This window comes from Psychrilyobacter piezotolerans (assembly GCF_003391055.1).
GTDB lineage: Bacteria > Fusobacteriota > Fusobacteriia > Fusobacteriales > Fusobacteriaceae > Psychrilyobacter > Psychrilyobacter piezotolerans.
On sequence record NZ_QUAJ01000023.1, the window covers coordinates 38,117 to 51,684 of the forward strand.

14 protein-coding genes are annotated in these 13,568 nt (G+C 34.6%); 11 read left to right on the forward strand and 3 right to left on the reverse strand.

The annotated features are described in order from the left end of the window. Window positions 1-68 precede the first annotated feature (68 nt). The 3 genes from citD to citF all read left to right on the forward strand — a co-directional run bounded on the left by citD (window position 69) and on the right by citF (window position 2,862). Entirely contained in the window at window positions 69-335 is a 267-nt protein-coding gene (citD, locus tag DYH56_RS12045; protein ID WP_114643119.1) for a citrate lyase acyl carrier protein, read from the forward strand. Then, window positions 335-1,204 carry an HpcH/HpaI aldolase/citrate lyase family protein gene (locus DYH56_RS12050; RefSeq protein ID WP_114643120.1) on the forward strand — a complete coding sequence of 290 codons (870 nt, stop codon included), beginning with the start codon at window positions 335-337 and terminating at the stop codon, window positions 1,202-1,204. The genes citD and DYH56_RS12050 overlap by 1 nt, the downstream gene beginning before the upstream one ends. Window positions 1,205-1,323: 119 nt before the next feature. Continuing rightward, window positions 1,324-2,862, forward strand: coding sequence for a citrate lyase subunit alpha (gene citF / locus DYH56_RS12055; protein ID WP_114643121.1), 1,539 nt, complete (start codon window positions 1,324-1,326; stop codon window positions 2,860-2,862). Window positions 2,863-3,087: 225 nt separating this feature from the next. On the opposite strand, the gene DYH56_RS12060 is transcribed toward citF, so the two are convergent. The 3 genes from DYH56_RS12060 to DYH56_RS12070 all read right to left on the reverse strand — a co-directional run bounded on the left by DYH56_RS12060 (window position 3,088) and on the right by DYH56_RS12070 (window position 6,685). Beyond that, window positions 3,088-4,371, reverse strand: coding sequence for a DEAD/DEAH box helicase (locus DYH56_RS12060; protein ID WP_114643122.1), 1,284 nt, complete (start codon window positions 4,369-4,371; stop codon window positions 3,088-3,090). A 189-nt stretch (window positions 4,372-4,560) separates the two neighbouring features. Continuing rightward, window positions 4,561-5,424: a zinc transporter ZupT gene (gene zupT / locus DYH56_RS12065; protein ID WP_114643123.1), complete on the reverse strand. Its 864-nt coding sequence runs from the start codon at window positions 5,422-5,424 to the stop codon at window positions 4,561-4,563. Between the two features lie 73 nt (window positions 5,425-5,497). Next, a complete protein-coding gene (locus DYH56_RS12070) occupies window positions 5,498-6,685 on the reverse strand; it encodes a radical SAM protein (RefSeq protein WP_114643124.1) in 1,188 nt (395 codons plus the stop codon). Between the two features lie 533 nt (window positions 6,686-7,218). On the opposite strand from DYH56_RS12070, the gene DYH56_RS12075 reads away from it, so the two are divergent. The 8 genes from DYH56_RS12075 (at window position 7,219) to DYH56_RS12110 (ending at window position 13,456) form a co-directional block, all read left to right on the forward strand. Continuing rightward, window positions 7,219-8,064 (forward strand): hypothetical protein, encoded by an 846-nt coding sequence (locus DYH56_RS12075; RefSeq protein WP_114643125.1) that lies wholly within the window; start codon window positions 7,219-7,221, stop codon window positions 8,062-8,064. 249 nt (window positions 8,065-8,313) lie between these two features. Next, window positions 8,314-8,805, forward strand: a complete 492-nt coding sequence (locus tag DYH56_RS12080; protein ID WP_114643126.1) for a GNAT family N-acetyltransferase — start codon at window positions 8,314-8,316, stop codon at window positions 8,803-8,805. 20 nt (window positions 8,806-8,825) lie between these two features. Continuing rightward, window positions 8,826-9,662 (forward strand): CPBP family intramembrane glutamic endopeptidase, encoded by an 837-nt coding sequence (locus DYH56_RS12085; protein WP_114643127.1) that lies wholly within the window; start codon window positions 8,826-8,828, stop codon window positions 9,660-9,662. Between the two features lie 162 nt (window positions 9,663-9,824). Continuing rightward, on the forward strand, window positions 9,825-10,319 hold the full coding sequence (locus tag DYH56_RS12090; RefSeq protein ID WP_114643128.1) for a GNAT family N-acetyltransferase: 495 nt from the start codon (window positions 9,825-9,827) through the stop codon (window positions 10,317-10,319). 28 nt (window positions 10,320-10,347) lie between these two features. Further along, window positions 10,348-11,091: a class I SAM-dependent methyltransferase gene (locus DYH56_RS12095; RefSeq protein ID WP_114643129.1), complete on the forward strand. Its 744-nt coding sequence runs from the start codon at window positions 10,348-10,350 to the stop codon at window positions 11,089-11,091. A 51-nt stretch (window positions 11,092-11,142) separates the two neighbouring features. Beyond that, the gene (locus DYH56_RS12100; protein ID WP_114643130.1) at window positions 11,143-12,024 is read left to right on the forward strand and encodes a CPBP family intramembrane glutamic endopeptidase; all 882 of its coding nucleotides are present in this window, start codon (window positions 11,143-11,145) and stop codon (window positions 12,022-12,024) included. Between the two features lie 30 nt (window positions 12,025-12,054). Further along, complete coding sequence (locus DYH56_RS12105; RefSeq protein ID WP_158539148.1) at window positions 12,055-12,930, forward strand: CPBP family intramembrane glutamic endopeptidase; 876 nt, start codon at window positions 12,055-12,057, stop codon at window positions 12,928-12,930. Beyond that, on the forward strand, window positions 12,902-13,456 hold the full coding sequence (locus tag DYH56_RS12110; RefSeq protein ID WP_114643132.1) for an LD-carboxypeptidase: 555 nt from the start codon (window positions 12,902-12,904) through the stop codon (window positions 13,454-13,456). The genes DYH56_RS12105 and DYH56_RS12110 overlap by 29 nt, the downstream gene beginning before the upstream one ends. The last annotated feature ends 112 nt before the right edge of the window (window positions 13,457-13,568 follow it).

Here is a 13,568-nt window from a genome sequence, read left to right on the forward strand (position 1 = left end):
AAAATAAAACTTGAAATCCCATTTCTTGGGGATAAAATGTCGAGTATTAAAATATAGAGGTGAAAATAATGAAAATATTAAAACCAGCTAAGGCAGGGACATTGGAATCAAATGATATCTCAATAATGTTGATGCCAGGTAACAATGGTATAGAGATAGAGTTAGAAAGTATTGTAGAAAAGCAGTTTGGTGCAGAGATAAGAACTTTAATAGAAAATACTTTAAAGGAATTAGGAGTAGAAGATGTTATGGTAAAAGCCATCGACAAGGGCGCTCTTGATTATACAATAAAGGCCAGGATTGAAACAGCAGTAACTAGGGCAGGTGAGATGTAATGTTAAGAAGAAGTATGTTATTTATGCCGGGAAATAACCCGGGAATGTTACAGACAGCTGAAGTTTTTGGATCGGATTCAATTATATTGGATTTAGAGGATGCTGTATCATTAGGAGAAAAAGATGCGGCCAGGATCTTAATCAAGGGAGCATTGAAGACGTTTAACTATGGAACTACAGAAGTAGTGATAAGAATCAATCCATTCTCAACTCCATATGCATTGGAAGATATAGATGTAATGGCCAGGTTGAAGCCAAATGCTATTTTATTACCTAAGGCAACACCTGAAGACATGAAAAAATTAGACGAAATGTTAACAAAGATAGAAAAAGAAGAAGGATTTGAGGAAGGATCTATCAGAATCCATGCTTTAGTAGAAACTACATACGGAGTAGAAACTGTCTATGAAACAATAAAAATGAGCAGCAGAGTTGATTCGGTTTGTTTAGGCGGGGAAGACCTGGCTGCTGATTTAGGAGTTGCTAGAACTAAAGATTCGGAAGAGTTATTCTATGCAAGAACAAAGGTTGTAAATGCCTGTAAGGCATTAAAAATAGATGCAATAGATACACCATTTACAGATACCAACGATGAAGCAGGATTGTTAGCCGATACAATTCATGCAAAAAAATTAGGATTTACCGGTAAACTGTCTATAAACCCCAGACAAATAAATACAATACATAAGGTATATTCTCCTACAGCTGATGAAATTTCATGGGCCAACAGGGTTATGTATGCTAAGGATGAAGCAGAAAAAGAGGGATTAGGAGTATTTTCTCTGGATGGAAAGATGATAGATGCACCTATCATAACTAGAGCAATGAATACATTGAATACCGCTAGGGTAATAGGATTAATAAAATAGACTCTTCCTTTCTATAGTTTCTCTTCGCAAAAGAAACTATAGCTAGAATACTGAGCTATAGTTTTCCTTTATGAAGGGAAAACGACAACAGGGAAAGAGTATAAAAAGGAGAATTAAATATGAAAAATATCTTAGGTAGAGAAGTACCTGATAATATAAAAGGTTATGGAGAAGTAAAACATTATGGTGGATACCTGGCATCTAAAGGGACAAAAACTAAAAGATCAATTAAATTGACCAATGTTTTACCTGGAGATGAAAAATTACATGATAATTTAGATGTGGTATTGGATAAATTACCGTTAAAAGACGGGATGGTAGTTTCATTTCATCATCATTTGAGAAATGGAGACTTTGTTTTAAATATGGTAATGGAAAAGATAGCAGCCAGAGGTTATAAGGATATAACCATTGCAGCCAGTTCAATCTTCCCGTGTCATGGTGAATTAGTAGAATTGATAGAAAAAAAAGTAGTAACCAGTATATATGCTGCCTATATATCCGGACCAGTAGCAGATGCTATCTCAGCTGGGAAATTGGAAAACCCGGCAGTAATGCATACCCACGGGGGAAGAGCCAGAATAATGGAATCAGGGGATCTAAGTATAGATATAGCCTTTATAGCAGCTCCTACATCGGATGATTATGGAAATATAAATGGTGTAGACGGTAAATCAGCTTGCGGAGCATTGGGATACGCATATACAGATGCAGAAACGGCTGATATCACAGTGGCTATCACAGATAACCTGGTAGAATACCCGAATACAACTATTGATATTCCCCAGACACTTATAGACTATGTAGTAGTAGTAGATGCCATAGGAGATCCCAATGGAATCGTATCAGGAACTACCCAGATCACTAAAAATCCAATTGGATTAAAAATAGCAAATATGACGACAGAACTGATCAAAAACTCCGGATATTTTAAAGATGGGATGAGTTTCCAGACTGGAGCCGGAGGAGTATCCCTGGCAGTAGCAGCAGACATGAAGGCTGAGATGATCGAAAATAATATCAAAGGAAGTTTTGCTTCTGGAGGGATAACAGGCTATATAGTGGATATGTATAAAGAGGGATTATTTAAATCGCTGTTTGATGTACAGTGTTTTGACCTGGCAGCTATAAAATCAGCTAAAGAAAATCCAGGACATATGACTATGTCGGCATCTATGTATGCAAATGCAGACAATAAGGGTTCTGTAGTAAATAAATTGGATGTAGTTATATTAGGAGCTACAGAGATAGACACAGACTTCAATGTAAATGTAACTACTACTTCCGACGGGACTATCATGGGTGGTTCAGGCGGGCATGCAGATACATCAGCTGGAGCCAAATTAGCCATAATAGTAACCCAGTTAGCTAACTCCAGAATATCAGCTATAAAAGACAGGGTAACTGCTCTGACTACTCCAGGGGAAACTGTGGATGTGATAGTAACTGAAAGAGGAATAGCGATCAATCCTAAGAGAACAGAATTAATCGAGAGATTGAAGGAAACTAACCTACCTATCATGACAATTGAGCAGTTAAAAGATATTGCTGAAGGTATGACAGGTAAACCAAAAGAAGTAGAGTTTACCGATGAGATAGTGGCAGTAATCGAATACAGAGACGGAACTGTGTTAGATGTAGTGAGAAAGGCAAAATAACTCTTCCTTCTTATGGAGATTTCACGAATATTAAAATTAAGTATATTTAATACTTAATTTTAAATGTGAACCTTCTAGGGAGAAACCGAGGTGGAGGATAGTAAAAGTAAAAAAATCCAGGTCGCAGCATCTGCCACAACCTGGTCTTAGATAAAAAGAGGAGTCAGAAATATGAATATTTCTGACTCCTTTTATTAATTATCAACTATCAATTTTTAATTATTCTTAACTACCCTTCTTGAAACTTTTAGGTTTTCTGGAAGGACCTTTTTTACCCCTTCTACTTGGTTTCTTTCTTCCTGTAGAAGTTCCTTTAAAGTCATATTTTTTCTTATTTCTTTCTTCCCTGGCTGCCTGTAGATCAGAAAAAGAAGGTTTTTCATCTCTAAGGTGGTAAGGGTGATCCTTTTCAACATAGATAGTTTTATCTATAGTTTTTTGGATGGTCCTGAGGAACCTTTTTTCTTCTACGTCACAAAATGAAATCGAGATTCCCTCGCTGCCTGCTCTACCTGTTCTTCCAATCCTATGAACATAAGTTTCAGGAATACTGGTAAGATCGTAGTTTATAACGTGGGAAAGGTCATCTATATCGAGACCTCTGGAAGCCAGGTCTGTAGCTACTAAAAATTGAATATTTCCATTTTTTAAATCCCTGATAGTTCTCTGTCTGGCAGACTGGGATCTTTCTCCATGGATAACGTCTGATTTATATCCTGCCTCCAATAACATCTCATTGATATCGTTGGCTCTAAACTTGGTTCTGGCAAAGATAATTGCAGAACTTATCTTTTGTTTTTTTAAAACATGAAGCAGCAGAGCCGGCTTATCTCCCTTGTCTACCAGGTATATACTCTGGTTAACAGTGTCTACAGTGGAAGATGTAGGTGATACCGAGATATCCACCGGATCAATCAATGCAGTTTTTACCAAGTCTTTTATCTCATCTGGCATGGTAGCAGAAAAGAGCATAGTCTGTCTCTCCTCTGGTAATTTTGAGATGATCTTACGAACTTCGTGGATCATACCCATATCCAGCATACGGTCAGCCTCATCGATTACCAATTGGTCTACCAGCTCTAAGTTAAGGTAACCCTTTGAAATCAGATCCAGTAATCTACCAGGGGTAGCTACGATGATATTTGGTCCTGTTTTAAGTTTGTGGATCTGCTTTATGGGTGAAACTCCTCCAAAAATTACAGCACTGGTAACTCTGGTATTTTTTCCGTATGAATGGACACTTTCCTCTATCTGGAGTGCCAATTCCCTGGTAGGAGCTAAGATCAATGCTGTCAGATCCTTGGATTTACCGTCTAAAGCAATTTTTTGCAGGATTGGAAGGGCAAAGGCTGCTGTTTTACCGGTTCCCGTCTGGGAAGATCCTATGATGTCTCTTCCATCCATAATAAGTGGGATAGCCTGTTCCTGTATAGGTGTAGCCTCTATGTAGCCCTTTTTTTTAATGGCTTCTAATAATGGTTCAACTAAATTTAATTCGTTAAATAACATGTTTTTTCTCCTTGATCTATAAAAATTTATTATTCAATATTTTATCACATATCCTTTAATAATACTATTATTACCATTAAATATTACAATATTTTGACACAGATCTCTATTATGGCTATAACACGGAATTTTTTTAAACCTTTTAATTTCCTTTTATAAGTGAAGATTGGTGTTCAAGTTCTTAAAAATTTAAATAAATAATAATAAACTGACAGCCATGACCCCCATACCGCTGATCAGCCCGTAGATAGAGAGATGGTGCTCTCCGTATTTTTGTGCTGCCGGGAGGAGTTCATCCAAAGATATAAATACCATTATCCCGGCAATCCCGGCAAAGATAATCCCAAAGACCGTATCGGATAAAAATGGCATTAAGATCAAATAACCTACCAGGGCTCCAATGGGTTCAGCCAGCCCGGAAAGAAAGGAGTAAAAAAATGCTTTTTTTCTGTTTCCAGTGGCGAAATAGATAGGGACCGAGACCGCAATTCCCTCTGGAATATTATGGATAGCTATGGCAACTGCAATGGGAACTCCAAGTGACGGGTCTTTTAATGCCGCTACAAAGGTAGCCAGCCCTTCGGGGAAATTATGTATCCCAATGGCAAGAGCTGAAAATAATCCCATCCTCATCATGGCACGGTTAAACTTCTCGTGTTCTCCTGCACTTTTTTTCTCCTCTTCCATCTTTTCTAAATCCTTTTCCAGATCAGAAATTTCACCTATCTCCTCAATCCCTTGTAATTCATGGGGATTTTCATAGGACGGAACTAACTTATCTATAATAGCTATTAAAAATACTCCTCCAAAGAAAGAAACTACAGTAACCCAGGTTCCCTTTACTATCCCTAGATCTGCGACTAAAAATATCTTTGCCTTGACGAAGATCTCTACAAAGGATACATAGATCATTACTCCGGCGGAAAACCCAAGAGCTAAAGATAGAAATCTTTTATTTGTCTGTTTTGTAAAAAAAGCCAGAGCGCTTCCTATCCCTGTGGCTAATCCTGCAAACAGGGTGAGACCGAAAGCTATGTAAAAATTCTCATGCATAAAAAATCCCCTCCTAATAAGTATCATCATTAGAATAATACCAATCAGGAGGGGAAAATCCTCTTATATTTATTTATCCTTCGAATCCTTCATAGATCTCGTCATCAAAGGAAAAGTCTTCCAAGATCTCCTCTATATTTTCCCTGCAGTTTTCTAATTTCCACTTAGCCGGCAGGGGAATTGAATCTAAAAATTTAAAATTCTCATCCTCTAAAATAGGTAAAAATGCAGCAATAAGGGGTCTGTCAAACTCGCTGACATAGGTATGGGAACCAAATTGGCCGCTGTTTTTCATCTTGTTGATCTCTCTGGCATACTTAGTATGGTTAGAACAGTCGTGGATAAGCATATCCCAACCTTCATTTACAGCAGTTTCCATAAATTTAAGGGTAACCTTCCTGGACCAAAGGGGAGACAGGTATCCGTTTCTATATGTATAGAAGTTTTCACCCATATAGTTATTCAGATTATCCGTTCCCAGATGCAGTTCGGCACAGTTCATATAGTCCAGCCCTATTGAAAGAATTGCCTCTTTTTTAGCCATAAATTCATCGTAAAATGAAGGTGTCATAGGAGTTTCTATTCCTACCCATTTAAAATATTTACGGGCAATTCTCATAGCTTCGATAACCTGGTCACTGACATTAGTGGCATTCAGGTTAAACCTGAGTTCATCCAGTCCGGCTTCGGCTAATTTTTTTAAATTATCCTCTGTACACAGGACACCATTGGTATACATATGCTGATGAACACCTGCATCTGAGAATTTTTTTACTACATCGTAGTATTTTTCTATCTCCATAAACGGCTCTAAATATACATAGGCTATTCCAGATGGTTTCTTCTGGATAGACAGCAGCAGGTCGATATCTTCAGTCTCATACAGTTCATCTCCTATATCCCACATATCCTGAGGGATGGGATCTACTGAATCCAATGAATCATGGTAGTAACAGAACTCACAGGTAAGGTTACAGGTATGAGTCTTTCTGATCCCCCCAAGTCCGTCACCAAACAGGCAAGATATACATCCAGGAGGAAATTTTTCCTTCATTCCCACATAGTATGTACGCCCTCTCATATCCTTCAATCCATCTATCTTACTCTGGATCTTCGCTATTTCATTCATATATGATCTCTCTATCTGTCTTTGAGTAGATCTGATTATATCTTCATACTCCTCAAAAACTTCCTTTGCATCTACAGGAATATCTGCCAGATATTCAAACCATTCCAATGCTTCACATTTACTTATTTTCATCTTTACCTCCAAATTAACCTAACTCTTCCTGACTCTGGGCTCTCTTCATACTCCTCCCTCTTACGGTTTCTCTAGTCTTAGAGAAACCAACGCATGTCCAAGTCATTACGAGAGTTTCCTAATATTAATGACCTAGTGAAAACACTAACAGGAAAGGTGTTATGAGAAAATACCAACAGGGAAAGAGTGTTTTTATTTATACTCCTAATTATATCATAAAATGAGAGATATTGTTTATCCTAGATCTTACTTTATCTCTTGAATTCCCTTTCTAAAGATTAAATCAGGTCATGGTTTCATAAGTTAATGGGGGATTTTAAATTCTGGGCAGATGATTAAAATTTAAGTATTTTTTAATTATTATTTTGAAATTGATTTTAAGAGGGGTATACTCGTAAGTAGATAACCCTCTTCCCTTTTTATCGGAGATTTCACGATTATTAAAATTAAATACAGAAGAATTTAATTTTAAATGTGAATCCCTCACTAGGGAGAAACCTAAAGTTGGAGTGTTGGATTAAAGGAGGTTTAAAATGTTTGATAAAACGTTGAAAGAGAATGCAGATGAAACTTTTCAAATGGCTGAAAAAGCATTGGAAAAAATGATTGACGGTGAAGTGACATATCAAAATTTTAGGAATTATGTAATAAATCTTCACAATTCATATGAATTATATTTTAAATATAGATTATTAGAAAATGATGTATATACACTTTTTCAATATCCAAATTATGATAAATTTGTTTTAAAACAAAAAAAATTTTTTAAAGATAAAAAAGAATTAGTTGAGTATATGAAAGACTCTAAAGCAACACTACCAAATACAGTTAGTTTTACAGATTCTATAGAGAGACTTGAATCTTTAGATACGAAAGGGGAATTTAATAAACGTTTTCAAAATAAGTTAGGGGAATTGCACAAGCTTAGAAATAAATTAACACATTTTGAATACAAATTAGGAGACGAGGAGTTTGGAACAGTTAATGAGTTATTTATTAAATACTCTAAAAACTATGATGAACGTTATCGGTGGGGGTGTCTTCCAGGAGAAAAAGTAGTAGATATAAAGGAATTTGAAGAGAAAATAAAAAATAAAGAACTTAAACAATTAATATTAGAAGCTGAATTTAATCAAAATTTATTGAAAAAAATAGAAAGCTATCGTGATTGGACTTCTTTTATGTTTGGTTGTAAAAGTGTAGCCAAAGATATAGTCTCTAATTGTGAAGAGTTTAGTGGCGATGACATTAAAAAGATTAGGAAAAGGTTAGAGATTTTAAAGTATGCAGAGTTAATAGAATTCACTGAAGAGATTATTGAAATGGAGGAAGGCAATTTTACCACTATAATAAATGTAGAAGTAAAAAATAAAAAATAAATAGTTTCAAATCGACATTTTAAAAATTTTGTAAATGAAATATGAAGAAAAAATTAGGAAAATATTCGACGACTTACATCAATGTCTAGCATCGATTCGATTTTTTCTGATTTTTTCAAATATGGAATAGAAATTTTTAATAAGTCTTGAACTTTGGTTACTTTTTTTCAAGAGAAAGTAACAGGAAACTTTTAAGTAATGAATTTTATTAAAAAATAATGTTTAAAAAAATAAATAAAGGGGAAAAACATGAATATCAGACAAATAGAAGAAAAAGATGTGGAATTATTTTTAAATTTAATGATGGAATTGGATAATGAAACCAAGTTCATGATGCTGGAACCGGGAGAAAGAAAAAATGATCTGTATATAACCAGATCAATAATTAAAAATAATCTCGAAAATTCATTTATGTATGTTGTAGAGGAGGAGAATAAATTAGTCGGATTTTTAACCGGGGAGAGGGGCAGTGCCAACAGGATAAAACACACTGTTTATATAGTCATCGGTATCCTAGGTGGTCATCGCGGCAAGGGGATAGGAAGGCAGCTTTTTGAAGAACTTGAAATATGGGCTGGAAAAAATAATATCAAAAGACTTGAACTGACTGTAATGACCCACAATAAAAAGGCTGTTAATTTATACAGGAAGATGGGATTTAAAATAGAGGGAGTCAAGGAACACAGTATCTTACTGGATGGAAAATTCATAGATGAATATTATATGGGAAAAATACTATAAATAAAAAAAGAGGGTGTAATATGGAGAATCAGGCAAGGGAAAGTAAATTTGAATTATCTGTTTTAGGAGCTTTAGGAATCATGGGAAGTACAATATTTTATGTTTTTATAATTTTTGCGGGTTTATTAATTTTCTTGTTTCCTATAGGTCTTATAATTGGGGAGTTTACCCCTGTAAGTTTTGAAAAGTTAAAAGAAATTGCAAATTTATTGAGCGAACCTATTTTCAAGATCATACTAATAGTAGTAGCTGTGAAAAAAGCAAAAAAAATCAGTGATAACAACTTTAGGATAAGCTACCTGGGAAAATTAAACTATAAATTATTGTTGTCTGTTATTTTACTCATGATAGGATATTATTTTTGGTATCAGAGTTCTATCGGAGTAGTGACAAATAAGATTCCACTCCCTGAATTTTTAGAAGAAGTGTTTAAAGACATGGAGCTTCATCCCTATCCTGCAATTTTTTCTATTGCGATAATAGCTCCTATTTATGAAGAAATATTTATGAGGGGAATTATTTTAGCAGGTTTATTAAATAGATACAGTCCCAAAAAAGCTATAATTATTTCTGCATTAATTTTTGGAATATCGCATTTTAATATTGTACAATCTGTCAATGCCACACTCATAGGATTGATTTTAGGAATGATTTATTATAAAACCAACTCTTTGATCCTATGTATTGCTGTACATATGACCAACAATATATTTGCCATGATTATGGGGGTAGCGAAAGAATATATGGGATATTCTCCCAATATCATTTCATTTTTGGCAGGGGTAATAATATTCATAGGTTCAGCCATGTTGTTCTTTCGATATCTCAGGGAATTGGGTGAAAATTTAGGATGGTAAAAATTATATAAAAATCGGGAGGAATTATGAAAATATATTATTTCAGCGGATCGGGAACTCCTAGGGAAAGTTAAGATTTAGAAATAAAAAGGTAGACATAAATGAGGTCTAGAGATAAATCAGATGGAAGTGAAAGAAAGTATAATTTAATGGAGGAAAGATATGAATATCAGAAAGGGCAGAATAGATGATGTAGATAAGGTATATAGATTATATAAAAAAGTCTCCCAAACAGAAGGTGGGATAGCCAGGTTTGAAGATGAAGTTACCGAGGAGTATGTGGAAGGATTTGTAAAAAACGCATTGGATGACGGGGTTTTTATAGTGGCTGAAAAAGACGGGGATATAGTAGGAGAGATCCATGGATATAAAATCGGGATTAGAGTTTTTGACCATGTGTTGTCAAATATAACCATAGTGGTATCTCCTGATTTTTGTGGGGAAGGAATTGGTAAAAAAATATTCTTGAAATTAATTGAGGAAGGTAAAAAAATAGAAGGTGTTTCAAGGATGGAACTCATCGCCAGGGAGAGCAATAAAAAAGCATTAAAATTTTATGAAAGCCTGGGATTTGAGATAGAGGGAAAGATGAGGCAGAGGATTAAAAATTCAAAGGGTGAATTTGAAGCGGATATTCTCATGGGGATAATATTTTAATAGAAATAAAAAATAGGGGTTGAAAACAATGGGAAAGAATCAAAATGTTTATGACAATGAAATATTCTTTGAGGGTTATAAGGGAATCAGAGAACAGGAAAATAATTATAATAAGTTACAGGAACAACCTGCAATAAAAAGTTTACTGCCGGATCTAAAAGGAAAAAGAGTCTTGGACCTGGGCTGCGGTTATGGGGAAAGTTGCAGTTACTTTATAGAAAAGGGAGCAAAAAAGGTTGTAGGTATTGATATCTCCAGAAAAATGCTGGAAGTTGCCAGGGAAGAAAACTCCCATGAAAATATTGAATATTTAGAAAAGAGTATGGATGATATAGATAATTTAACGGGGAAATTTGATCTCATATATAGTTCCCTGGCACTCCATTATATGGAGGATTTTAAAAAATTATTGACGGATATAAATACACTGCTAGACACCGATGGGTTATTTATATATTCCCAGGAACATCCCCTGACTACAGCACATGAAAAGGGGCAGAGATGGACAAGGGATGAGAGTGGAATGAGAATCCACTATAATTTAGCTAATTATATGAAGAGCGGGAAAAGGGAAGTGACATGGTTTATCGACGGTGTTGTCAAATATCACAGGACCTTTTCAGAGATCATAAATACAGTGAATGAATGCGGATTTCAAATAGAGAAAGTTTTGGAGCCCTTACCCAGCAAAGAGGATATAAAGCTTATTCCAAAGATGGTACAGGATTTTCATAAGCCTAATTTTTTAATTATAAGGGCAGGAAGAAGATAAATTATCAGGGATTTAAGATAGTATATAAAATTTTATAAAAAGAGGTGCAACATGGAAAATCAGGTTAGGGAAAGTAAATTTGAATTATCTGTTTTAGGAGCTGTATGGACTGCAATATTTTATACTTTTATAGTTGTGGTTATCATAGGGTTATTATGGGCTCCTTTTAGTCTTATGATTGGGGCTGTTTATCGTGAAAACTCTTTTGAAAATCTTCAAAATATTCAAGCAGTCATGGGTTTAGTGGGAGAATCTATTTTAGACATAATAATAATAATATTAGCTGTGAAAAAAGCCAAAAAAATGAGTGACAATAATTTTAGGATAAAATACCTGGGAAAGTTTAACTATAAATTACTGTTGTCTGTTATTTTACTGATCATAGGATATTATTTTTGGTATCAGAGTTCCATCGGGGTAATCACAGACAAGATTCCGCTTCCTGAATTTTTAGAAGAAGCAGAAAAAGAGATGGAACTGCATCCCTATTCTGCATTTTTTTCTCTGGTGATAACAGCTCCTATTTTCGAAGAATTTTTAATGAGGGGGATTATTTTAGCAGGCTTATTGAACAGGTACAGCCCCAGGAAAGCTATAATTATCTCTTCCTTGATCTTCGGGATATATCATTTTAATATTGTACAATCTGTCAATGCAACACTGATAGGACTGGTTTTAGGGATAATCTATTATAAAACCAACTCTTTGATCCTGTGCATTGCTCTACACATGACCAACAATATTTTTGCCGCGATTATGGGGGGAGCAACAGAATATATGGGATATTCTCCCAATATAATTTCGTTTTCGGCAGGGGTAATAATATTCATAGGTTCAGCTCTGCTGTTCTTTCGATATCTCAGGGAATCGGATGCTGAAACAAAGTTTACAATGCTCGAATCAAAAGAAAATAAAAAATGGTCATTATTTTAAATGAAATTTTATAAAAAAAGAGGGTGTAATATGGAAAGTCAAGCAAGGGAAAGTAAATTTGAATTATCTGTTTTAGGAGCTGTGTGGACTATAATATTATATGAACTGATAATATCGGCCCTTATATGGGGGCCATTTTCTGAGATATACGACAGTATTTCTTTTGGGAACATGGAGAATACCAAAGAGATAATAGGGATATTAGGGAATATAATTTTAAGAATAATAATAGTAATATTAGTTGTTAAAAAAGCAAAAAAAATCAGTGATAATAATTTTAGGATAAACTACCTGGGGAAATTAAACTATAAATTATTGTTGTCTGTTATTTTACTGATGATAGGATATTATTTTTGGTATCAGAGTTCTATCGGAGTAATAACAGACAAGATTCCACTCCCTGAATTTTTAGAAGAAGTGTTTAAAGACATGGAGCTTCATCCCTATTCTGCAATTTTTTCTATTGCAGTAATAGCTCCTATTTATGAAGAAATATTTATGAGGGGAATTATTTTAGCAGGTTTATTGAATAGATATAATCCCAAGAAAGCTATAATCATTTCTGCATTAATTTTTGGGATATCGCATTTTAATGTTGTACAATCTGTTAATGCGATAGTAATAGGATTGATTTTAGGAATGATTTATTATAAAACCAACTCTTTGATCCTATGTATTGCTGTACATATGACCAACAATATATTTGCCATGATTATGGAGGGAGCGAAAGAATATATGGGATATTCTTCCAATATCATTTCATTTTTGGCAGGGGTAATAATATTCATAGGTTCAGCTCTGCTGTTCTTTCGATATCTCAGGGAATCGGATGAAAATTTAAAAGCGGATAAATTATATAAAAAAAGGAGAGATTTAGATGAGGATACCGGAAAAATTAAAATTTAATGATGAGATCAGAATAATTGCACCGTCGAGAAGCTTAAAGATGATAGGTGAGGAAACCAGAGATTATGCAGATAGATGTCTTGCTGAAATGGGATTAAAGGTAACATTTTCCAAAAACTGTGAGGTAAGCGATGATTTTATGTCTTCTTCCATAGAGGAGAGGATAGCAGACCTGCATGAGGCTTTTGCCGATAAAAATGTCAAGTGTATTTTAACTGTGATAGGAGGACATAATTCAAACCAGCTGTTGAAATATATAGACTATGATCTGATAAAAAATAACCCTAAGATATTCTGCGGTTATTCGGATATAACAGCTCTTTCAAATGCCATCTACAATAAAACCGGCCTGGTTACATATTCCGGGCCCCACTATTCCACTTTTGGGATGAAAAAAGGAATTGATTACACCCTTGAATACTTTAAAAAATGTATGTTTTCAGAAGATGAGTATAAGGTAGGGCCTTCAAAACTGTGGAGTGATGACCTCTGGTTTTTAGATCAGGAAGATAGACTAACTATATGAAGTCAAGTAAAAATAATTGATTTTTTTTAAAGTCAAGTTTAAAAAAAATGGCATTACAAAAAAAGGTGCTAAGATTTTAAATTTTTTAAAAGTTAACTGCAGATGAATTTTT